The organism is Streptomyces sp. NPDC007945, from assembly GCF_042958885.1.
In the GTDB taxonomy this organism is placed as follows: domain Bacteria; phylum Actinomycetota; class Actinomycetes; order Streptomycetales; family Streptomycetaceae; genus Streptomyces.
In genome coordinates this window covers 382,889-404,446 of sequence record NZ_JBIBJV010000006.1, presented here as the reverse complement: position 1 = coordinate 404,446, position 21,558 = coordinate 382,889, and the positions used below count along the sequence as shown (strand labels likewise).

The 21,558-nt window shown below is 74.9% G+C and carries 15 protein-coding genes; 6 read left to right on the top strand and 9 right to left on the bottom strand.

Features of this window, described 5'->3' with window-relative positions; translation table 11 throughout:
- The first annotated feature begins 11 nt into the window (after positions 1-11).
- Both ACFZCF_RS21510 and ACFZCF_RS21505 read left to right on the top strand, forming a co-directional pair.
- Positions 12-1,709: a S8 family serine peptidase gene (locus tag ACFZCF_RS21510; RefSeq protein WP_391288254.1), complete on the top strand. Its 1,698-nt coding sequence runs from the start codon at positions 12-14 to the stop codon at positions 1,707-1,709.
- A 221-nt stretch (positions 1,710-1,930) separates the two neighbouring features.
- Positions 1,931-4,954, top strand: a complete 3,024-nt coding sequence (locus tag ACFZCF_RS21505) for an AAA family ATPase (protein ID WP_391288029.1) — start codon at positions 1,931-1,933, stop codon at positions 4,952-4,954.
- A gap of 18 nt (positions 4,955-4,972) precedes the next feature.
- Here ACFZCF_RS21505 and ACFZCF_RS21500 read toward each other — a convergent pair whose 3' ends face one another.
- Positions 4,973-5,656 carry a 1,4-alpha-glucan branching protein gene (locus tag ACFZCF_RS21500; protein ID WP_391288027.1) on the bottom strand — a complete coding sequence of 228 codons (684 nt, stop codon included), beginning with the start codon at positions 5,654-5,656 and terminating at the stop codon, positions 4,973-4,975.
- Positions 5,657-5,822: 166 nt separating this feature from the next.
- Here ACFZCF_RS21500 and ACFZCF_RS21495 point away from each other — a divergent pair, with 166 nt between their 5' ends.
- Together ACFZCF_RS21495 and ACFZCF_RS21490 are read left to right on the top strand one after the other, a co-directional pair.
- Positions 5,823-7,145 (top strand): hypothetical protein, encoded by a 1,323-nt coding sequence (locus tag ACFZCF_RS21495; protein ID WP_388445958.1) that lies wholly within the window; start codon positions 5,823-5,825, stop codon positions 7,143-7,145.
- 53 nt (positions 7,146-7,198) lie between these two features.
- A complete protein-coding gene (locus tag ACFZCF_RS21490) occupies positions 7,199-7,675 on the top strand; it encodes a hypothetical protein (protein ID WP_391288025.1) in 477 nt (158 codons plus the stop codon).
- 70 nt (positions 7,676-7,745) lie between these two features.
- On the opposite strand, the gene ACFZCF_RS21485 is transcribed toward ACFZCF_RS21490, so the two are convergent.
- From ACFZCF_RS21485 to ACFZCF_RS21455, 7 genes are all read right to left on the bottom strand, one after another.
- Positions 7,746-8,714 carry a M48 family metalloprotease gene (locus ACFZCF_RS21485; protein ID WP_391288023.1) on the bottom strand — a complete coding sequence of 323 codons (969 nt, stop codon included), beginning with the start codon at positions 8,712-8,714 and terminating at the stop codon, positions 7,746-7,748.
- Positions 8,715-9,583: 869 nt separating this feature from the next.
- Complete coding sequence (locus ACFZCF_RS21480; protein WP_382945133.1) at positions 9,584-10,120, bottom strand: Pycsar system effector family protein; 537 nt, start codon at positions 10,118-10,120, stop codon at positions 9,584-9,586.
- A complete protein-coding gene (locus ACFZCF_RS21475) occupies positions 10,117-11,343 on the bottom strand; it encodes a PE-PGRS family protein (RefSeq protein WP_382945131.1) in 1,227 nt (408 codons plus the stop codon). Before ACFZCF_RS21475 ends, ACFZCF_RS21480 begins: the two co-directional genes overlap by 4 nt.
- Positions 11,340-13,718, bottom strand: a complete 2,379-nt coding sequence (locus ACFZCF_RS21470) for a hypothetical protein (RefSeq protein WP_388445945.1) — start codon at positions 13,716-13,718, stop codon at positions 11,340-11,342. Before ACFZCF_RS21470 ends, ACFZCF_RS21475 begins: the two co-directional genes overlap by 4 nt.
- Positions 13,715-14,611, bottom strand: a complete 897-nt coding sequence (locus tag ACFZCF_RS21465) for a hypothetical protein (protein ID WP_391288020.1) — start codon at positions 14,609-14,611, stop codon at positions 13,715-13,717. Before ACFZCF_RS21465 ends, ACFZCF_RS21470 begins: the two co-directional genes overlap by 4 nt.
- Positions 14,612-14,812: 201 nt before the next feature.
- Positions 14,813-15,499, bottom strand: coding sequence for a Crp/Fnr family transcriptional regulator (locus tag ACFZCF_RS21460; protein WP_388445939.1), 687 nt, complete (start codon positions 15,497-15,499; stop codon positions 14,813-14,815).
- 63 nt (positions 15,500-15,562) lie between these two features.
- On the bottom strand, positions 15,563-16,870 hold the full coding sequence (locus ACFZCF_RS21455; RefSeq protein WP_388445936.1) for a cytochrome P450: 1,308 nt from the start codon (positions 16,868-16,870) through the stop codon (positions 15,563-15,565).
- Between the two features lie 351 nt (positions 16,871-17,221).
- Here ACFZCF_RS21455 and ACFZCF_RS21450 point away from each other — a divergent pair, with 351 nt between their 5' ends.
- Positions 17,222-18,688, top strand: coding sequence for a cellulose binding domain-containing protein (locus ACFZCF_RS21450; protein WP_388445933.1), 1,467 nt, complete (start codon positions 17,222-17,224; stop codon positions 18,686-18,688).
- A gap of 166 nt (positions 18,689-18,854) precedes the next feature.
- Positions 18,855-20,288 (top strand): hypothetical protein, encoded by a 1,434-nt coding sequence (locus ACFZCF_RS21445; RefSeq protein WP_391288017.1) that lies wholly within the window; start codon positions 18,855-18,857, stop codon positions 20,286-20,288.
- Positions 20,289-20,447: 159 nt separating this feature from the next.
- On the opposite strand, the gene ACFZCF_RS21440 is transcribed toward ACFZCF_RS21445, so the two are convergent.
- Positions 20,448-21,407: a hypothetical protein gene (locus tag ACFZCF_RS21440; RefSeq protein WP_388445927.1), complete on the bottom strand. Its 960-nt coding sequence runs from the start codon at positions 21,405-21,407 to the stop codon at positions 20,448-20,450.
- Positions 21,408-21,558 lie beyond the last annotated feature (151 nt).

The following is a 21,558-nucleotide window of genomic DNA, read 5'->3' as shown; positions in this document are numbered from 1 at the left end:
CTTCGCAGAGCATGCAGACGCTCCCCACCGCGCCGGTGGAGAAGGTCATCGTGACCTACAAGAGCCAGGCCGCCGAGGCCGGTTCGAACGCGGCCGCGAAGACCGACACCGCCGAGAAGGCGGCGAAGACGGGCGAGCGGCTCTCCTTCGAGCGCCGCCTCTCCGGCGGCGGCGCCCTGGTCGACCTGGGCGAGTCCGCCACGCCGCAGGACGTGAACGAGGTCATGGCCGCCTTCCGCGCCGACCCGTCCGTCGCGACCGTCGAGCCGGACGTCCGCGCCTACGCCATGGCCGTGGCCCCGAACGACACCGACTACGCCAAGCAGTGGGACCTCTTCGAGGCCACCGGCGGCATGAACGTGCCGTCGGCCTGGGACAAGACGACCGGCTCCGGTGTCACCGTCGCCGTCATCGACACCGGCTACGCGGCCCACTCGGACCTGGCGTCCAACGTGGTCGCCGGCTACGACTTCATCTCCACCTCCACCGACGCCCGCGACGGCAACGGCCGTGACGCGGACGCCAAGGACGAGGGCGACTGGAACGCCACCGACGGCGAGTGCGGCACCGGCTCCAAGGCGTCGAGCTCCTCCTGGCACGGCACCCACGTGGCCGGCACCATCGGCGCCGTCACGAACAACACCAAGGGCATCGCGGGCATCGCGTACAACGCGAAGATCCAGCCCGTGCGGGTGCTCGGCAAGTGCGGCGGCTCGTCGTCCGACATCGCCGACGCCATCACCTGGGCCTCCGGTGGCACCGTCTCGGGCGTCCCGGCCAACCCGACGCCGGCCAAGGTCATCAACCTGAGCCTCGGCGGCGCCAGCTCCACCTGCCCGAGCGTCTACCAGACCGCGATCAACGGCGCCGTCTCGCGCGGCACCACCGTCGTCGTCGCCGCGGGCAACAGCAACGCCAACACCTCCGGCTTCACGCCCGCGAACTGCTCGAACGTCATCACCGTGGCGTCGACCAACCGCGCCGGCTCCCGGTCGTACTACTCCAACTACGGCACCCTCGTGGACGTGGCCGCCCCCGGCGGCGAGACCCGCAACGCCACCGACACGCCCGGCACCGTCACCACCCCCGAGAACGCGATCTACTCCACGCTGAACTCGGGCACGACGACCCAGTCGACGGAGAACTACAAGCCCTACCAGGGCACCTCCATGGCCGCGCCGCACATCGCCGGCCTCGCCGCCCTCCTGAAGTCGGCCAAGAGCACGCTCACCCCGGCCGAGATCGAGTCGGCGATCAAGAGCAACGCCCGCCCGCTGCCCGGCACCTGCTCCGGCGGCTGCGGCACCGGCATCGCCGACGCGGCGAAGACCGTGACCGCGGTCACCGGCACCACCACCCAGCCGGGCACCGTCTTCACCAACACGAACGACGTGACGATCGTGGACAACGCCACCGTGTCCTCCTCGATCGCCGTCACCGGCCGCACCGGCAACGCCCCCACCACCCTCAAGGTCGGCGTGGACATCAAGCACACCTGGCGCGGCGACCTGGTCATCGACCTGGTCGCCCCCGACGGCACGGTCCGCAACCTGAAGGCCTCCTCCGGCTCGGACAGCGCCGACAACGTCCTCACGACGTACACGGTCGACGCCTCCAGCGAGGTCGCCAACGGCACCTGGCAGCTGCGGGTCCGCGATGTGGCCACGGGTGACACCGGCTACATCGACTCCTGGAGTCTCACCTTCTGAGCCTCCGCTCAAGCGAACTGACACCACCCCCCACACCAGCATCACCGCTGGTCAGCGGCGCCCTCGTGGTCTACACCACGGGGGCGTCGCCGGGTTCCGGAAAGCTATCCGCCCGGTATCGGGTGTCCGTATGCCGGACACGAACCCTGGACGGACGCGGTGGGCTCCGTATTCTCTGCGCAGGGCTCATGGGCGGGGCCCACGGGCGGAGGTGGCACCAGGTGACGACGGTTCCGAACGGCCCCCTGCCCGCACGCGCTCCCGGCACGGCCGGCCCCCCGGCCCCGGTGGGGCGCGAGGAGCTGCTCGCCCGCCTCGAATCCGTCCTCCACGCACGCGGCCGCGCCCTGCTCACCGGCCCCGCGGGCGTCGGCAAGACGGAGGTCGCCCTGGCCGCCGCCGCCCGGGCCGAGGCCCGCGGCGAGACCGTGCTGTGGCTCGCGGCGCTCCCCGCCGACCGTGCGATACCCGGCGCCGCCGCGGCCGCCCTGGTGGCCTCCGTCGCCAGCACCGTCGCCTGGCCCGGCCCGCGCGCCGCCGGGACCGTCCCGCGCGCCGGCGAGCGGTTCGCGGCCGCGGAGGGCCCCGGGCCCGCCGCCGCCCCCGGCGGCCTGGCGGCCGCCACCGAGGCGCTCCCCGCCGGGGTGTTCACCTCCGGCGTCTTCGACGACCTGCCGGGGCCGCAGCGCACCGCCGTCGCGATGCTCTGCCGCGAGGCCCCCATCCAGCAGGGCGGCTGGGACCCGATCGCGCTGCGGCTGGGCATCGCCCGCATCCTGCGCGTGCTGACCTCGCGCGGTCCCGTGCTGCTCGTCGTCGACGGCGCCGAGTTCCTCGACCCCGACAGCACCGACCTGCTCCGCTTCGCCCTGCACCTCGCTCCGCCGTCCCTGCGGGTGATCGCGGTCGAGACGCCGGAGCCGTACGGGGACACCCACCGCGCCGACGCGCCCGAGCCCGGCGCCGGAGCCGCCGGGCTCTCGGGCCGGCCGGGCGCGGGGCACTCCGCGCACCTGTGGGTGCCGTCCGAGGCCGATCTGCTGCTCGTGCCGCCGCTCCAGGCCGACGAGATCGCGGAACTCCTCATCCACCACCGGCTGCCGTCCCGGATGGCCGGCCGCATCCACCGCGCCAGCGGCGGCAACCCGCGGCTCGCGCTCGCCGTCGGCCGCTCCCTCGCCGACGCCCGCACGCCCGTCCACCACGCGGAGGCGCTGACCCTCTCCGGCCGCGCCCGCGACCTCGCCCGGCAGCTACTGGGCGCCGCTCCGCCGCCGGTGCGGGCCACCCTGCTGCTCGCGGCCCTGGCCCTGCGCCCCTCGGCGACGCTGGTGCGGCGCGCCGGACGGCCCAACGCGGAGGCGGACCTCGCGGCGGCCGAGCGGGCCGGACTGGTGTCGCTCGCCGAGGACGGCTCGCTCGCCTTCACCGCCGGACTGCTGCCCTCCACGCTGGTGCACGACGCGTGCTGGGCGGAGCGCAGCGCGGGCCACGCGGCGCTCGCCGAGGTCGTGGACGACCCGGTGGAGGCCGTGCGCCACCGGGCGCTCGCCTCCGACCGGCCCGACGAGGAGCTGGCCGCCGAGGTGGCGGCCGCCGCGGAGACCGCCCGGCGGCGCGGCAACAACGCGCTCGCCGCCGAACTGGCTCTGCTGGCCGCCGAGTCGACGCCCGGCCGGGACGGGGCCCGGCGGATCGCCCGCCTCGTGGACGCGGCCGAGGAGGCGGCCAGGGCCGCCCGCGCCGACCTCGCCATGCGGGCCGCCACGGACCTGCTCGCCCGGGACGCCTCCCCCACCGACCGGGTGCGGGCCCGTCTCGCGGTCCTGGACACCGCCGGGCAGGGTCTCACCGACCTCGACGACATGTACGTGCACGCCATGGAGGACTCGGAGGGCGAGACCGCGCTCCGGGCCGCCGTGCAGCTCCGCCTCGCCGTCAAGTACGTGCTCGCGGACGGCGATCCGGAGCGCTCCCGGACGGCGGCGATGGAGTCCGCGGCGCTCGCCGCCTCGGTCGGCGACCCGCGCACGGCGGCGCAGGCGCTGACGGTGCAGGCCCGCATGGAGCGGGCGCTCGGCAGGCCCGACGCCGAGCAGGTCCTCGCCCGCGCCCGCGAACTGGAGCTCGCGGAGCGGCCGCTGGGGATCCGGAACGCCGCACAGATCCTGACCATCCGTCATGCGCTTTTCGACGACCGGCTGGTCGACGCCCGCGACGAGCTGAACGCGCTGCTGCCGCTGGTGCAGCGGCGCGGCTCGGTCGAGGACGCCATCGAGCTCTTCCGCACGCTCGCGGAGGTCGAGTCGCGGATCGGGGCCTGCGGGGCGGCGCTCGCGCACGCCGGCCAGTCCCTGGCGCTCACCCTGGAGGCCGGGCTCTCCCCCGGCCCCGCCTGGTACGCGCTGGCGCTCGCCGAGACCGCCGGCGGCAGCCTGGGCCGGGCGGCCAGCTACGCCCGCCGGAGCGTGCAGGCCTCGGAGGAGGAGGGCGACCGGGTCTTCCTCTCCCGCAGCCGGTACGCCCTCGGGCGCGTCCAGCTGATCAACGGCGACGTGGCGGCGGCCCTGGAGACGCTGCGGCGGGTGCAGACCGACGAGCGGGCGCAGTCGACCGTCGACCCGTCGATGCTGCGCTGGCACGAGGAGTTGGCGGAGGCGCTGCTCGCGCACGACGCCGTGGAGGAAGCGCTCGCGGTGCTCGCCGAGGTCCGTCCGGTCGCCCGCCGCCTGGGCCGTACCACGGTTCTCCTGGGCTGCGACCGGGCGCAGGCGCTGTGCCTGGCGGCGGAGGGCCGGACCGACGAGGCGGCGGAGCTGCTGACCGGGACGGCGGGCCGGTTCGCGGAGGCGGGGCTGCCGCTGGAGCAGGGGCGGGCGCTGATGGCGCTGGCCCGGGTGGAGCGCAAGCGGCGGCGGCGTTCGGCGGCGCAGACCGCGCTGCACGCGGCGGCCACGATCTTCGAGCGGGCGGGGGCGGCGCCGTGGCTGGCGCTGGCCACGGAGGCGCCGGCCGGTGAGCTTCCGGGCGCGGCGCCGGGCGGCGACGAGACCGCCCCGGCGCTGGCCTCGCTGACCGAGGCGGAGCTGCGGCTGGCCCGGCTCGTGGGCCAGGGGGCCTCCAACCAGGAGGCGGCGGCCAAGCTCTTCCTCAGCGTGAAGACCGTGGAGGCCCGCCTGACCCGCATCTACCAGAAGCTGGACGTCCGTTCCCGCGCCCAGCTGGCGACGGCGCTGCGCCCCTGAACCCGGGCCTGCCCCGCCTCAGGGGCGGTGGACGGTCACGAACGCGCCTCGTACGGGGGTCCTTTCGGGGCTGTTCTCCGGGCCGGCGGGCGTCCACTCGGCGGTGACGGTGCCGAGGGCGGTGTCGTCCCCGCCCTCGGCGGCCGGCCGCAGGACGCGCCGGAGGCGCAGGGTGAGGGGCTCGGCGCCGTCGCCCGCGCGGACGCGGATGTCGGTGTGGCCCGCGGCGTCGACGGCGCCGAGCGGCTCGGGGTCCCCGGGGGTGACGGCCGAGGCGTCGAGGACGGCGGCGACGGTCGGGTCGACGGCGTCGCTGACGGACTGCTGCTGGGGGACGGCACGCCCGGCGAGGAGGGCGTACAGGGTGCCGACGAGGACCGGGTCGTGGGCGCCGTCGTAGATCCAGCGGGTGCCGAGGACACCGTGCTCGGAGGTGCCGATGAGGGCCTGCTCGGCACCGTCGAGCGGTTTGCCCCGGTACGTCATCGGCACGAGGTACGCGACGGCGTCCGGGCCCTCGCCGTCGGTGACGACCATGAACTCGACCCCGACCTCGCCCTCGGGGTCGTCGAGGCGGAACCCGCCGGCCTTCACCGGCCGAGGGGCGTGCGGTCCGGCGGCGTACCAGGCACGGGTCGGCAGCCAGTCGGCGAGGAGCTCCAGCTTGGTCGGCCGCATGGTGGTCCGGTGGATGAGGGCCATGGTGGGTCGCTTCCTCTCGCAGGGGGCTGCCGGTGGCGCCCGTCAACGTAACAGAGGGGCGTGGGGCCGGCCCCGGGCCGCCCGGCCCTCGCCGTCGGACGCCGGATCCCTCGTGTGATGATCTGCGGGACGCGGGTCCGGAGGGGACCCGCGGGGGAGAGAGAACATGGGATTCACGGACGCCAACGGCGTCGACCTGTCGGGTGTCACCGGCAGGCTCATCCAGACGGTGGACCTGGTGCAGGGCCCCGCTCCGCAGGCGATAGCCACCGACACCGTCAACGGGCACGTCTTCGTGCTCCAGCTGGAGTCGTCGGCCACCGCGCCGGGGGACTCCGGCAACATGTACCTGAACCGGATCGACCGCACGACGGGCGCGGTCACCGGCTCCATGCGGCTGAAGGGCTTCGGCCACGGGCTCTCGATGGGCTGCCAGCCCGTGGGGGCGGACAGCCACCTGTGGACCGAGTGCGGTCCGGTGCACGTCACCAGCAGCGGCGTCGCGTTCGGGAAGAGCGTGACCCGGTTCAAGTTCGTGGCGGGCGGAGTGCTGGACGCGGCGGCGATCCCGACGGCGCAGAAGTTCACCCCGCCGGGCTCCACGGCGGGCACGGGTCCCTCGTTCGACCCGACCACCGGCCTGCTCACCGTCATGTACCACAAGGACGGAAAGCGACACTTCACCCGGTACGACGCGAACCTGGCCGCCACCGGCGACTGGACGCCCGTCGGCACGACCTTCGTCATGCCGGCCGGCGAGGACGTCACGCCGGCCGTGCCGTCCCCGTACCCGCTGGAGAAGACCCTCACCTCGCAGGGCTACCAGACGCTGGGGGACGTGCTGTACGCGTACCACTGGGCGCCGTACGACGCGAAGACGTACCCGGACACGGTGCCGAGCGCCTTCCCCGGCATCGCCTTCATGACCTCGTACGACTGGGCGACCGGGCAGCGCCTCGACCGGCAGGTCGTCACCGGCGCGGACGGCCTGGAGCGGCGCGAGCCGGAGGGCGTGGCGGTCGAGGTCGATCCGGCGACGCAGGAGACCCGGCTGCTGTTCGGCTTCAGCAACACCGTGCCCGGCACGACGGGTTCGCGGGACGTCACGGTCTGCTGGTACCCGACGAAGCCCGCAGTCGACGGCGTGAAGGTGCTCGCCGACTGGGAGGACCTGACGCTCGCGACCGGCGTCACCGCGGGCACCGAGCGCCCGCGCGGCCGGCTCGTCGCCCTCGCCGGCACCACGTACCTCCAGCTGCGCGGCACCCTGACGTGCAACCTCACCGAGGACGGCAGGATCGCGACCCTGCCGCACCGGCTCCGCCCGACCCGGCAGACCCGGCAGAACGTGCCGCGGAACAACAACACCGGGCGCTGCGTGTGCCGCGTCGAGGCGAACATCCGCGGCGAGCTGTGGGCGTACGGCGCCTACGCCGACAACGCGATCACCTGGATCGACCTGGACGGCGTCTCCGTCGCCTGGCGCTGACCCGCCCGCCTCCCCCGTCGCCGTTCCACCCCCCTTTCCCGAAGGATCACTTGATGAACACGTCGCCCTCGGCGTCGACCAGCCGCCGTTCCCTGCTCACCGCCGCGCTCGCCGCGCCCGTCGCCGCCGTCGCCGTCCCGCTCGCCACGGCCGCGCCGGCGGCCGCGGAGGGCCTCGACGGCTGCCAGACCGTCGTCGACTGGACCGCCATCACCCCGGCGGCCGGGATCACCCCCGACGCCGCCGCCCCGCTCCAGGCGCGGGTCATCCGCCTCGCCGGCACCGAGTTCCTCCAGCTGCGCGGCACCCTCAGCTGCAACCTCACCGCCGACGCCACCCTCGGTACGCTGCCGGCCACGATCGTGCCGCCCAAGCTGACCCGCGGCGTCGTGCCGCGCAACAACAACCTGGGCATCAACGCGATCCGCGTCGAGGCGAACACGGCCCGCGCCCTCAAGGTGTACGGCCCCCAGTCGTCCAACCCGGTCACCTGGATCCAGCTGGACTCCTTCTCGTCCGTCCTCCGCTGACCCGCCGTCCCCGACCGGGCGGATCGGTCCGGCGGCCATGCCCCCCGCGCACGGCCGCCGGACCGGGCTCTCAACGGGGCGACTGCCCGCTCATGACGTGCCGTACGTTGCGCAGCCGGGCCTCGACGTTGGCGTGGGCGGACCGGGGGGCGGGCCCGGCGCCGTCCGGCACGGCCGCCGTCGGCACCGCCGGGACCGGTGTGGTCGGGGCCGGTGTCGCCGGCGGCACCGCCCCGGGCGGCAGCTCCGCCGCCGCCTCGCCCCGCCCCTCCCGTACGAGGACGTCCTCCAGCGCCTCCCCGAAACCGAGGCCCACGGCGTAGGCGTCCGCCTTGAACTCGGCGTGGCGGTGGAGCCACGCCACGAGCAGCGGCGCGACCGTGACCGGCACCACCAGCCACCACATGCCCTGGACGACGGTGAGCTGGAAGAGGAACCAGCCGATCATCAGGGTGAGGCAGCCTCCGCAGGCGAACCCCGCCCTGTTCCCGACCCCGAAGAGGAACACGATCAGCGCGAGGGTCAGCCGTCCGGCCACGCGGGCCGGCATCGCGTACCAGTCGGCCAGCATCGCGGCCCAGGTGTGCCCGCCCACGTGGTGCCCCAGCTCGTGCGCGAGCACCGCGGCGAGCCGCGTGTTGGACAGCCGGTCCAGCGCGTGCCGGGTGACGGCCACGATGTGGCCCGCGGCCGCGGTCGCGTTGAGCTCGGCCCGCTCCTGGATCCAGAGTTCGTAGTTCTCCCGGTCGACCCCCGCGCGCCGGGTGACCTGCTCCCACACCACGTCGAGCCGCCGCGCCTCCTCCGGCGACGGCCGCCGCATCCCGAACATCCGCTGCGCGATGGCCGTTTCGACCCGCCGGTTGAAGACGAGCGGCCCGGAGAGCAGCCAGGCGATCGGCACCACGACTCCGAGCGCGACGTGGACCACCGCCGACGCGAAGGTGACGACCGCGAGGCTGACGAGCCCGATCGGCACGGTCAGCAGCAGATGCGACAACGCGGCCCCGTCGACGCCTCGCTGACGCGCCTTCACCATCCGCCGCCCGGTGTCCAGTGCGAGATCGTCCCGGTCGTCGCCGCCGAACCCGCCTCCGTACGGGGCGGAAAGAACGGGCGGAGCGGGGGGAAGGGGTGGAACGGGAGCGGCCGGCACGGGCAGGGGCGGCGGAACGGGCGACGCTCCCGGCACCGCCTCCCGACCGGGTACCGCGGACGGCGGAGCTCCCCCGACGGCCGGTCCGGCCGAACCGGCCTGGCCGACCCCGCCGGCCGACGGCCCGGCGGGCCCGGGGGACGGAGGGCCCGGGTACGGCGGGGGCGCCGCCTCAAGGGGGTACGGCGGAGGCGCCTCACCGGCATACGGCGGGGCCTCCTCAGCCGGGTCCGCCGGGGGGACGTCCTCCGGGTACGCCGGGGGCGCCTCACCCGGGTACACAGGGGCCACGCCCTCCGGATACGACGGAGGCGCCTCAGCCGGGTACGTAGGGGGCACGTCCTCCGGGTACGCAGGGGGGACATCCTCCGGGTACGCCGGGAGCTCCTCACCCGGGTACGCCGGGGGGGCGTCCACCGGATACGCCGGCGGGCCCGGCTCCGGAGACGCGGGAAGGGCGTCGCCCGGGTACGCGGGCGGGGCCGTCTCGGGGTGCTTGGCGGGCGTCTCGCCCGGATACGGCGGAGGTGCTTCCCCCGGATACGGCGGAGGCGCTTCCCCCGGGAACGGCAGCAGCACATCGCCCCGGCGTGGCGGGGGCACGCTTTCCGGATACGCCGGGGCCGGCTCCCCCGGGTACCGCGGAGGCGCGCCCGCCGGGTGTGCGGGGGCGGTGTTGCCCGGGTGGAAGGGCGGGTCCGGGGGTGTGGGGTCGGACATGGTGGGGCTCCTGGGGTGGGTGGGGCGAGGGGTCAGCCGGTCAGGAGGGCGCCCGGGAGGAGGACCAGGGCCACGGTGAAGCCGGCCATTCCGGCGCGCAGCCAGCCGTACTTGATCGAGACGATCCGGCTGTTCTCGATGAGGGAGGTGAGGACGGCGGAGTCCGGTGAACGGTCGGTCTCCCGCAGCGCTTCCTCCAGGACCGCCCGGCCGTGGCGCGCGGCGCCCCGGATGTCGGCGAAGTGGGTGAGCGGCGCGCCGGGGCTCCAGTCGACGGCTCGGTAGCGCGGGACGACGGCCATCAGCAGGGCGACCAGGGAGACGAGGAAGCAGACGGCGCCCGTCCACCACATGATCTGGCCCGGGACCGCGAGCTGCGTGGGGTGCCAGCCGCGTACGGCGAGCACGCCCACGAGCGCGGCCGCGGCCATGCCCTGTGCGGCCACGAGCACGGAGCCCTTGGTGTCGGCGCGGGCGGCCTCCAGGCGCAGTTCCGCGAGGAGCCGTTCGGCCGTGCGCCGCCCCGGCACCGGGGCGGGCGTCGTCGGCGGCTGCGGGTCGGCGCTCATCGCGGCGGCCTCGGGGGCGCCGGGTAGCCGAAGACCTCGCCGGTCCCGCCGTCCTCGCCGGCCCCGCCGGTCCCCCCGGTCCCGGCCCGCTCCGCGTGCTCGGCGGGCGGCGGCGGGGCCTGGGGCGGGACCGGCCCCGCCTCCGGGGCCGTCGGCCCGGTCGCGCCGGGTGGCAGCTGCCGGTCCCCTCCCTGGTACAGCTTGGCGCTGAGGACCTCCTTCATGACGTTCGCCGCGAGCCGCCGCGGTTCGTCCATCTGGTGCTCCTCCAGGCCGCCGGGCCCGCCGCCGAGCGCCTGGAGGGCGACGTTGAGCTGGTTGTCCATCAGCCGGAGCTGGTCGGCCCGCAGGTTCTCCATGACGAGGCGGGTGTCCTCGGGGTGCCGGGCGAGCTGGAAGGCCATGGCGGCGGGGCCGCCGCGCTCCAGGTAGTACGTGTAGAAGTCGATCTTCTGCGCCTCGATCGCCTGGAGTTCGAGCTCCTGGTTCCCGCGCGCGACCCGGCGCTCGTGGTCGAGGGCCTGCCGTTCGAGCTCGACCTGGTGCTGCTGCCGGCCCTGCGCCAGGGCGCGCTCCGCGGCCAGTTCGTCCTCGCGCATGAGGAGGACGTGCTGGGGTTCGAGCTGCTGCCGGGCGAACTCGATCTCCCGCAGCCGCCGGGCCTGTTCGAGGGTGGCCTCGTCGCGCCGGATCTGGAGGCCGCAGTGGACCGCGAGCCCGGCTCGGGCGCCGACGGGTCCGGCGCTTTCGAGGGCCTTGCGGGCGTGGAGTTCGGCGGCGGCGCTGTCCTCCATGGCGTAGCCGCGGAGCACCGGCCGGAGGATCTGCTCGACGGAACGCTGCACGAGGGCGGGTACGTTGCGCTCCCCGCTGGCGACGAACGCGGCCGGGTCGGTCACCTGCCAGGTGCAGTCGAGCGAGACCTCGAAGAGGAAGGCGTCGTTCTGGCTGGCGAGCGCGAGCACGGCGGTCGCCTCGTGGCGCCCGGTGTCGACCTCGTACACGCTGGTCCAGCGGCGGGTGGCGAGCTCGGTGCGGCTGGGGCGGCTCGGCGGCGGGAAGGCGTCGAGCGCGCCCTGCGCGGTGGTGAAGACGAGCGCGTGGTCGATCCGGGTGGCCCGCAGCGGCTTGAAGCGGGACAGCTCCTGGATGGTGATCACGGGATCGACGAGGACGGTGTGGCGGTGGGCGTCCTGCTGCCACTGGGGCGGCTGGTTCATCATCGTGACGCTGCTCCTTGGAACGGTTCGTACGAGGGGCCGGAGGGGTCGGAAGGACCGGTGGGGGCGGCGGGCCGCGCTCCGGTGAGGGCGTCGCGCAGCCGGAGGGCGACCGCCACCGGCACGGGGCCGAGGGCGGTGTCCACCGGTTCGGCCCGCAGGTTCTCCAGGAGGTAGGCGATCCGGCGGTGGTCCTCGACGGAGACGGCGAGGAGCGGCAGCAGTCCGGCGAGCGCGGTCTCGGCGCCCGGGTCGGTGTCCGCGGCCCGCACCCAGGTGCGCAGCACGTTGAGCCCGGACGCCGAGCAGACGGGGTCGTTGAGGACGCTGCGCCAGAGCGCGGCGAGGTCCTGGCGCAGGGCCGCGCCGTCCGTGCCGGGGGTGGGGTCGGCCCGGCCGAACAGGTCGAGCAGCAGCGGGCGGCCGAAGCCGTCGGGGCCGTCGGTGGGGCCGCAGGCGTGCACCAGGGTGCGCAGCACGAAGTCGCGGGTGGTGCCGCGGGCGAGGCCCGGGAGGTCGGCCCACAGGTCGGCGGCGGCGCCCCAGTCGCCCCGGCCGGCCGCCTCCTGTCCGCCCGCGAGGAGGAGGGCGGCGGCGGACTGGGCGAGCTCGTCGCGTTCCTCCGCCCAGCCGCGGACCGGCCCGCCGCGCGCCTCCATGCGCCGTACGGCCTCGGTCAGGGCGAGCAGGGCCTCGTGGGGGAAGGCGTCGCCGACGAGGGCGTAGGCGCGGACCGCGGTCCAGCGCAGCCGGTGGTCGGAGGCGGTGCACCACTCGGCGAGGATCCGGGAGACGTGCGGGGCGCCGAGGTGGTGGGCGAGGGCGAGCGCGTTGGCGGCGGCGAGCCGGGCCCGCAGCCTGCGGTCGCCGGCCCAGCCTCGTACGAGGAGGGCCATCGCGGACGGCAGGTCGGCCTGTGCCATGACGGCGGCGGTGGCGGCGGCCCGGGTGCGGACGACGGGTCGGGGGTCGTCGGCGAGCAGCCGCAGCCACCGGACGAGGGCGGGACGGGACGAGGGGTGGCCGGTCCAGACCTCGCGGAGCAGGGTGAGCGCGGTGAGCTTGTCGCGGAACTGGACCTTGGTCTGGAGCACCGGTCCCCACTCGGTCTGCTCCGGCTCCTGGTACCGCTCGGCGAGGGCCTGTTCGACGCGCTGGGCGCTGGAGGTGCCGAAGACGGGGATGCGGGCCGGTTCGCCGGGGTTCTCGATGCGCTGGAGGAGTCCGTACAGGCTGTCGCCGAGTTCGGCGGTGAGGGGGTAGGGGGCCTCGTCGAAGGTGGCGAGGGCGATCAGGAACGCCTTGTCGTGCAGGGTGTGTTCGGCGCTGTCGAACCAGGCGCGGACCTGTCGTTCGGCGGCGACGTGCCCGAAGGAGCCGAGCGCGGCGAGCGTGACGGTGCCGCGGGCGTGACCGGCGACGTGCTCGGCGAAGCGGGCGGTCTCGGCGACCGGCCGGTGGTGGGCGAGGACGGCCTTGACCTCGGCGAGTCCGAGGAGTTCGGCGACGTCCCGGCCGGCGAGGTCCTTGGTGCGCAGGTGTCCGGCGAGGAGGGCCTCGGGCTCGGGCGGACGCCACGCCACGTGGCCGGTGCCGGCGGGGACGACGGGGTGCGGTCCGGTGACGAGGACGAGGTGGCCGTCGGTGGCCCGGAGCCGTTCGCCGAGGGCGCGCAGATGGTGTTCGAGCAGGGGGCGCTCGGGGGTGGCGGCGAAGTCGGCGACGAAGTGGCCGCAGCCGTCGCGGAGTTCACCGGCGAGGCGGCCGGCGCCGAGCCCCGGGTCGAGGGCGCGGTAGGAGCGGGCGCCGGCCTCGCGGAGCAGCATCAGGGCGGCGGTGCGGCGGCCGGTGGTGGCGGGTCCGGAGAGGATCACGACGCGGTGCGTCCTCAGCACGTCGAGCGCGCGCCCGAACGGTCCGTCCTCCTCCCCCCGCCCCTCCCCGTCGCCGTCACCGTCCCGCTCTTCCGCGCGCGGCCGTACGAAGTGCCGGGCCAGGTGCTCGACTTCGGCGGCGGGGATCTCGCCGGAGCGCTCCTCGGTGTCACCGCCGAGGTGGTACTCGACCACCTTGCCGCCGAGGACGACGTCGCCGGTGACGTGGCCGCCGCTCACCCCGTGCTGGTCCCCCGCGACGACGGAGCCGCCGATGCGGGCGGAGTGGCCGAGCATGAAGCCGGGACTGTGGCGGTAGAGGTCGCGGCGGGAGTGCCAGGCGTACTCGGTCTCGGTCTCGGCGTCGGTGCCGTCGTCCTCCGTCGCCGTGCCGCCGTCGGCGGCGGGCGCGCCCTCGGCCGGCGGCGGGGCGGCGGTCGCCGCGTACGGCGGTGCCGCGCCCGGCTCGCCGGGGGCGGGGGGCTGCTCCTGGGGGGTGCTCATGCCGGGCTCCCTTCGGTGCCGCCGAGGACGACGTCGCCGTGGACGGTGCCGCCGCTGACGCCGTGCTGGTTCCCGGCGACGAAGGAGCCGTGGACGACGGGGTTGCCGTGGAAGTGGAAGACGGGCGCGGACCGCGCGGCCTCCGGCTCGGGCTCCGGCTTCGCCTTCGGCTCCGGCTCCGGCTCCGGCTCCGTCTTCTCCTCCGGCTCGGGGGAAGGCGGGGCGGCCTCGGCCGACGACGGGCGCGGTACGGGACCGGGCGCGGCCGCCGCCTCCGCCGCCCGCGCCGGCCCGGGGCCCGCCGGCTGCGCGTCCCCCTGGTGGATCCACGCGGCCAGCACGCCGTCCTTCACCTCCACGTCGGCGGGCCGGAAGAGCTCCGGCCTGACGCCCCGGTGCCCGTGCCGGACGATGCCCTCGTAGACGGGCGCGCTGACGGCGAGGACGGCGTGCTCGCGGGGGCGGGCGGCGAGCGCCGCGCGCAGGACGTCGGCGTCGAGCAGCCGGCAGGCCTGGTTGAGGTCGTGGCCCACGATGCCGCCGGTGGTCCTGGCGTGGGGGTCGTGGGCGACCTCGCCGGAGGCGAGGACCATCCGCAGGCGCATCTGCGCGCTGTCCGAGGCGAGCAGGTTGTGCTCATGGAGCAGGTCGGGGGCGGTGGTGAGGAGGGCGCGCAGCAGGGCGGTCTTGGCGACGTCGCCGCTGAGGAGCACGATCAGGCCGTCGCCCCGGTCCTCGCGGTACTGCTGGGTGGGCTCGACGCCGGCCGCCTCCAGCGTCCGGTCGACGAGATGGTTCAGACGGCGCCGGAGCACGGCCTGCACCACGTCGTCGCGACGGCTGAACTTCTCGATGTCGAGGAGCAGGATGGTCCGGTTGACAGGCTCGCGCATGGACGCCTTCCACTGGTGACGGGGCCTTCGGTGGGGCCGGGGGGACATCGCGACGATGTCAGTCGCGGGGGGATCGGGGCGACGGCAGCGGACACACCGCTTCTGTGACCGTGTGCACAGAACGCCGGGGTGGTGCGTCGCGGGGCGTACGGAGGCGTCCGGGGCGTGCGGGGGTGACGCGGGGGCTCCCCGGGGGCGCGCTCAGGTGGTTCCGGCGCGCGCTATCCGGCGGAGTACGTCAGGTCGCACGACGACGAGGCCTCGCCGGCCGGTGCGTACGATCCCGCGTTCGCGCAGCTGTTTGAGGAGGCGCGCGACGGCCTCGCGGGAGGCGCCGACGGAGCCCGCGAGTTCGCTCTGGGTGAGTCCGGCGGTGAGCTGGACGCCGTCGTCGGACTCTTCGCCGTGGGTGCGGATGAGTTCGAGGAGCAGCAGCGCGAGGCGTTCCTGCACGTTGAGCGAGGCGTACTGGACGCGGCGGCGGTCGCTGTCACGGGTGCGGTCGGCGGTGAGGGCGAGCAACTTGCGCGCGATGCCCGGGCGTTCGTCGAGGAGGGCGCCGAAGCGGTCGGCGTCGAAGGCGAGGGCGTCGACGTGTTCGAGGGCGGTGACGGTGGCGCCCCGGGGCCGGCCGCTGAGGAGGGCCTGCTCGCCGACGATGTCGCCGGGGCCGCGGAGGGCGAGGAGCGCCTCGTAGCCGTTGGGGGCGGCGGAGGTCACCTTGGCCCAGCCGGAGAGGAGGACGAGGACGTGGGTGGAGGGTTCGTGCTCGCGTAAGAGGACCTGGCGCGAGGGGAAGGCGAGGGGGCTTCCGCCGCGGAGCAGCGCCTGTCTGTCGTCGGATTCCAGCCGCGCCACGAAGGGGACCTGGTCCTCGAACTGCGTCACCTGTCTTCTCCCGCCCCGCCCGCCTCTTCTGGGCCGTTCCCGCGCCTGGGACAAGCCGGGAGGTTAGCGCATCGGAGCGGAAGGTTCCTCCCGGGCGCCGGAGAGGACGGCGGGGGCGGGGCCGTCGGGGCGGACGGTGAGGCCGTAGGCGGTGCGGTGGGGACGGGAGCGGAAGCGGGGCACCGGGCCGGGCAACAGGTGTTCGAGGAGGGTGACGGACTCGCGGAGGGCGAACTGGAGGCCCAGGCAGGCGCGGGGGCCGATGCCGAAGGGCAGGTAGGCGCCGGGGTGACCGGGGCGTCGGCCGGGGACGGTGAAGCGGGTGGGGTCGAAGTCCTCCGGTTCCGGCCAGAGTTCGGGGTCGCGGTGGGTGAGGTAGGGGCAGACGAGGAGGTCGGTGCCGGCCGGCAGGGCGTGACCGGCGAGGGTGTCGGCCTCGGCGGCGTGGCGGGGCAGGATCCAGGCGGAGGGGTAGAGCCGGAGCGTCTCGTGGACGAGCGCCTGGACGGCCCGCTGCCGCTCGGGCGAGCCTTCGGGGCCGGCGGCGAGGGCGTGGGCACGGGCCTCGGGGTGGCGGTCGAGGAGGAGGTGCAGCCAGGTCAGGGTGGTGGCGGTGGTCTCGTGTCCGGCCACGAGGAGGGTGACGAGTTCGTCGCGGATGAGCCGGTCGGTGTACTCGGGCCTGCTCTCGGCGGCTTCGACGAGGACGCGCAGCAGGCCGGGGCCGTCGGGTCCGGCGTCGGCGTCACGGGCGGCGCGGACGGCCCGTTCGGCGACGGCGTCGATGCGGGCGACGTCGGCGGCCACGGCGGCCCGGGCGGCGAACGCGTCGGCGGGCAGGCTCGGCAGGACGGCCACCACCTGGGCGACGGCGCCGAGTTCCGCCTCGGTGGCGGGGTCCAGCGGGTGGCCGGTGAGGGCGCGCCAGATGGTGTCGAGGGCGAAGCGCCGCATCTCGTCGCCGAGGTCGAAGGCCTCGCCGGTGCGGGCGTACTCCTTCCAGCGCGCGGCCGCCACCTGGGCGGCGGCGGTGATCCGCCCCTCGTAGCGGCGCATGCCGGGGCCGGTGAACTGGGACTGGAGGAGGCGGCGCTGGCGCTGCCAGGCCTCGCCGGTGGCGGAGAGGACGCCGTCGCCGACGAGGACGCGGGCGCGGTGCGAGCGCTTGACGTACCGGTCGGGGTGCTGGGCGAGGACGTGCCGGACGGCGTCGGGGTCGGTGACGAGCACGGTGGGCGCGGCCCCGGGCGCGGGGCGGAACGCGCCGATGCCGCCGAGCCGTTCGCGCACGAGGGTGAGCAGGTCGACCAGCTCGCCCCCGTCGGCGCGCCACCGGGCCACGAGGTCGGGGTCGAGTTCGGGGATGCCCACGGAGCGGCTCCTGTTCGGCGCCCGCACGCCCGCGCGTGCGGGGAGGGGGTGGCGCGCGGTCACCTCGCACTGTAGGGGCGCGGCGGCGCGGGGCGACAGCGCGCCGCCGGACGGGCGTCGTCCCGTTCTGGCGTGAAGTGGGCTTTGTTCGGCGGGTGTTCGGGTCCGGGGGAAAGAAGGATCGACACGTCGCCTCCGTTGACGTGCCCGCAACAGTAAGGAAGCTTTACTGACAACTGACAACTGGCAACCGGCACCTGCTGACTGGTCACTGATGGCTGATCGCTGATGGCTGATGACTGATGGCTGACGACTTCGGCGACTGGCATGCGACAGGAGGAGACGACCCCCATGCGCAGAACGATCCCGGCCGCGGCAGCCGCGGCCCTCGCCGGCCTGGTCGCCGCGGGGCTGCTGACCCCGTCGGCCCGCGCCGACACCGCGCCCGCCCTCACCGCCTCGATCGCCCGGGCGAGCGTCTGGAGCAGCGGTTACGGCGCCGACGTGACCGTGGCGAACGCCGGTGACGCCCCGGCGGCGGGCTGGACGGTCGAGTTCGACCTCCCCGAGGGCACCTCGGTCACCAGCCACTGGTCGGCGACGAAGACCCTGAGCGGCCGGCACTACACCTTCACCAACGTCTCCTGGAACGGCTCGGTCGCACCGGGCGGGACGCAGGGGTTCGGCTTCAACGCGAGCGGCCTCGGCCTCCCGCTCAACTGCACGGTCAACGGCGCCCCTTGCGGGGGCGGCACCCCGACACCGACACCATCGCCCACGCCCACCTCCACTCCCTCCCCCACCCCGACTCCCACGCCGACCCCGACGACGGCCCCGCCCACCGGCCCCGTCGTCGACGTCGCCACCGCCGCGCAGCTCCAGGCCGCGCTCGCCTCCGCCGCGCCCGGCCAGACGATCCGGATGGCACCCGGCGAGTACCGGGGCTCCTTCGTCGCACAGCGGCCCGGCGCGGCGGACCGGCCGATCACGCTCACCGGCCCGCGCACGGCGGTGCTCGTCAACGACGGACCCTCCGGCAGCGGCCCCTCGTGCCCCGTGCCGACCGCCGGCTGGGACCCGGGCTACGGCCTGTGGCTGTACCGGGCGCCGTACTGGAACCTGGAGGGCTTCACCGTCCGGGACTCCAAGAAGGGGCTGGTCGTCGACGCCTCCCCGCACGTGACGGCGGACGGGCTGTACGTGCACCGCGTCGAGGAGGAGGGCGTGCACTTCCGCCGCTCCTCCTCGGACGGAGTGCTCCGCGACTCGACGGTCGAGGAGACGGGGCTGGTCCAGCCGGGCTACGGCGAGGGCGTGTACATCGGCTCGGCCGGCTCCAACTGGGGCTGCCACGGCAACGAGGGCGGCGCCGACCGCTCGGACCGGGTGCTGGTGGAGAACAACCGCATCGGCCCGAACGTCGCCGCCGAGGCCGTCGACGTCAAGGAGGGCACCTTCGGCGGCGTCATCCGCGGGAACACCTTCGACGGGCGCGGGATCACCGGCCAGAACTCGGCGGACTCGTGGATCGACGTGAAGGGCGTCGACTACCTCATCGAGGGCAACACCGGCACGTTCACCGCGCCGGGCACCTTCGCCAACGGATACGAGACCCACAACCCGGCCACCACGCCCGCCTTCCCGAACGGCTGCGGCAACGTCTGGCGCGGCAACGACTCGGACCTGGGCGGGGTGGGCGCGTACGCCGTCCGGATCACGTCGACGTCGAAGTGCCCGGGCCGGCTCAACGTCGTCCACGCCTCGAACACGGTGCGCGGCGCCACGACCGGCCTGACCAACATCGCGGTCACCCCCTAGGGCGTGTCCGGACGTCGTTGTCGGGTGATCACCCGGTGCGTAGGGTCGCCGGTGACACGCACCGACCGCGTCCGAGGTCGGAGGCTCCGCCGCCGGCGGGGGCCATGAGCGGCGGCCACGGGGAAGGAATCAGTTGAAGAGGCGTTTCTTGGCCATGGCCGCCGGCATGGCGACCGTTGCGCTCGCGCTGCTCCGGCCGGGCGGTTCACAGGCCCAGGCCGAGCAGGGTGTCCAGGCCGCGGAGGACTACGGCCTGTCGTTGGACAACTTCGTCCTGCGGCCGGTACGCAACCAGGCCACGTTGGGCAGGCTCACGAGCGAGCTGAAGGCCGACATCCCGACGGTCGGGGTCAACAGGATCCTCCAGGAGGCGAACAACACGGGCACACCGGAACGGTCCGGCCCGTGCAACCCGTCCGCGTCGGCCGGGGTCCCCATCGGGAACCTGTACAGCAGCATCTGCTTCGACGCCGACGACGCGGGAACCGACGGCGGCACCCCCGAGTGGCGTCCCCAGGGCGTGACGAGCGTCGCCGACGCCGACGCGGACCAGGTCTGGGGCGATCCCGAACCCGACATCGGCTGGTACCCGTCCGAGCACCGGCCGATGATCGTCACCTGGTACCACCTGGACGAGGTCACCGAGTCCCCTGACGAGAACGGAAAGAACACCGACGTCAAGGGCGCGCGGATCAGCATCATCGACAAGAACACCGGCAAGTACGCGCACGTCCTGCTGGTCTACCCGTACGACAACGTCAACCAGAACGCCAGCTACATGAGCCTGCGCACGTCGCAGCACTACGGAAAGGGTTCCCTGCACGCCGGCGGCGCCGTGTGGTACGGGTACAAGCTGTACGTGCCCGACACGGCCCGTGGTTTCCGGGTGTTCGACCTGCGGGACATCATGGACCTCAAGGCCGCGGGCGCCAAGGGCAACCTGACCGAGAAGCGCATGGTGGGCCGGCAGGACGGCGTCTACTACGGTCACGGCTACCGGTACGTCCTCCCCGAGACCACCGGCTGGACCAACGCCGCATGCGACGACTTCGACATCCCCGGCGGCCTGCCCGGCTGCGACATGCAGGACGAGGCCAAGAAGTGCACCGCGGACGACCGCACGCCGAGGACCAGTTACGCGAGCCTGGACCGCTCCGGATCCGTACGGCACATCGTGAGCGGTGAATGGTGCTCGGCAGCCGACGCGTCCGGTCCGAAGGAGACGGGCCGGGTCGTCCGCTGGCCGATGGAGACCAGCGGCGGAGTCCCGCGTACCGACGCGAACGGGATGTGGCGGGCCGACGCGGCCTACCGCATCCCCTATGTCCCCGCATGGGAGCAGAACGGCACCGTCCAGGGCGCGGCCGTGATCGACGGGACCTGGTACCTGAGCCAGAGCTACGGTTCCACGAAGCTGGGCACCCTGATCAAGGCCACCCAGCCCGGCACCAGCACCGGAACGCTGACCGCCGACCCCGACCGCCGCGTCGCGGCGATCGGCGTGGAGGACCTCTCGGTCTGGCCGCGGGACGGAGCCGACCTCATCTGGACCGTCAGCGAATTCCCGGGGAAACGCATGCTGTACTCCGTCACCCAGTGACGGAGCCCGCCGGCCGCCCCGCCCCGGCGGGGCGGCCTCGGCCCCCGGCCCGGGCCGGGGGCTCGGGCCCTTGACCGTTCGTCAGGTGCGGCCCGGACGCCGGCTCCGCCCCGGCTCCCCTTCCGCCCCGACCCCGGCGCCTCGTCCGGCCCGCCCTCCTCACCCGTACGGCTCGAACCAGTGCCGGTCGAAGTACCGGGCGGTGGAGAAGGGGTGGTGCCGGTCGGTGAGCAGGCGGTACAGGAACTCGGTGATCGTGCCGTCGAACCTGACCCAGGAGTCGAAGTCGTCCTCGACCGCGACGATCGGCCAGCGGTCGGGATCGCGGCCCTCGGTGAGCCAGTAGAACGTGTCGGCCTGCTCCGTGTCCCCCCACTGGAGCAGGCCGCCGGGCGCGGGGTGCACCGCGTACGGCTCCCACAGCGCGCCGCCGTGCGCGCGCACGTGCTCGGCGAGTCCGAGCGCGTTCCCAACGAGGTCCGAGCCGTTCCCTCCCGAGCCGGGCACGTACAGCCGGAGCCAGCCGTCGAAGGCGCCCTCGCCGAAGACCTCGGCGAGCTGCTTGTAGTCGACGGGGAGCGCCGTGCCGAGCCGGGCCTCCTCCGCCGCCCAGTCGACCGCGCGGCGGGGCGCGGCGAGGTCCCGGCCGGTCGTGGCGAGGATCCCGCCCAGCCAGCCGGACCCCTCGGGGAGCTCGGCGGCCGCGCTCCTGCCTTCGGCGACGACCAGCACGGGCCGGACGCCGAGCGGACCCCGTACGGCTCCGAGGCCGATCCACCGCCCGCCGTGCGACCAGCCCCGCATGCGGACGACCCGGTCCCCGAAGGGGGTGAGCAGCGGCAGCCCGGTGAGGTCGGTGACGTACGGGTCGACGTCGCCGTCCCACGCGAGGTTCCGCGCCCGCCCGTACCGCTCGACGAGCGCCCGCCGGAGGGCGTCGCAGGCGGCCTCGCCCTCCGGCGGCGCCACGCAGACGTGCCCGTCGGGGTGCCCGGGCTCCGCACACCGGAGCTCGTCGGTGTCCGCCCAGGCCCGGCGCCGCAGAAGGGCGAGGAGCTCTTCGAGGGGTTCGGCGGGGACGCGGGCGGGGGCTTCGTCGTACTCGCGTGGCAGGTTCACGCCGGGCATGCAACCAGACGCCACCGACAGCCGGCCCCGGTGGCCGGGCCCATGGGGCGGCACCCCAGCGCGTCGGATCACCGCGTCGGTCCCGAGCGGCCGCGCGCGGCGACGCGCGACCATGGCGGGAAACTCTGAATGATGGTTCACT

Excerpts from the sequence above, each read along its gene's own strand:
- ACFZCF_RS21510 (WP_391288254.1), top strand. The coding sequence starts at position 12 with ATGCAGACGCTCCCCACCGCGCCGGTGGAGAAGGTCATCGTGACCTAC.
- ACFZCF_RS21500 (WP_391288027.1), bottom strand. The coding sequence starts at position 5,656 with ATGGCCCTCATCCACCGGACCACCATGCGGCCGACCAAGCTGGAGCTC.
- ACFZCF_RS21495 (WP_388445958.1), top strand. The coding sequence starts at position 5,823 with ATGGGATTCACGGACGCCAACGGCGTCGACCTGTCGGGTGTCACCGGC.
- ACFZCF_RS21490 (WP_391288025.1), top strand. The coding sequence starts at position 7,199 with ATGAACACGTCGCCCTCGGCGTCGACCAGCCGCCGTTCCCTGCTCACC.
- ACFZCF_RS21485 (WP_391288023.1), bottom strand. The coding sequence starts at position 8,714 with ATGGTGAAGGCGCGTCAGCGAGGCGTCGACGGGGCCGCGTTGTCGCAT.
- ACFZCF_RS21480 (WP_382945133.1), bottom strand. The coding sequence starts at position 10,120 with ATGAGCGCCGACCCGCAGCCGCCGACGACGCCCGCCCCGGTGCCGGGG.
- ACFZCF_RS21475 (WP_382945131.1), bottom strand. The coding sequence starts at position 11,343 with ATGATGAACCAGCCGCCCCAGTGGCAGCAGGACGCCCACCGCCACACC.
- ACFZCF_RS21470 (WP_388445945.1), bottom strand. The coding sequence starts at position 13,718 with ATGAGCACCCCCCAGGAGCAGCCCCCCGCCCCCGGCGAGCCGGGCGCG.
- ACFZCF_RS21465 (WP_391288020.1), bottom strand. The coding sequence starts at position 14,611 with ATGCGCGAGCCTGTCAACCGGACCATCCTGCTCCTCGACATCGAGAAG.
- ACFZCF_RS21450 (WP_388445933.1), top strand. The coding sequence starts at position 17,222 with ATGCGCAGAACGATCCCGGCCGCGGCAGCCGCGGCCCTCGCCGGCCTG.
- ACFZCF_RS21445 (WP_391288017.1), top strand. The coding sequence starts at position 18,855 with ATGGCGACCGTTGCGCTCGCGCTGCTCCGGCCGGGCGGTTCACAGGCC.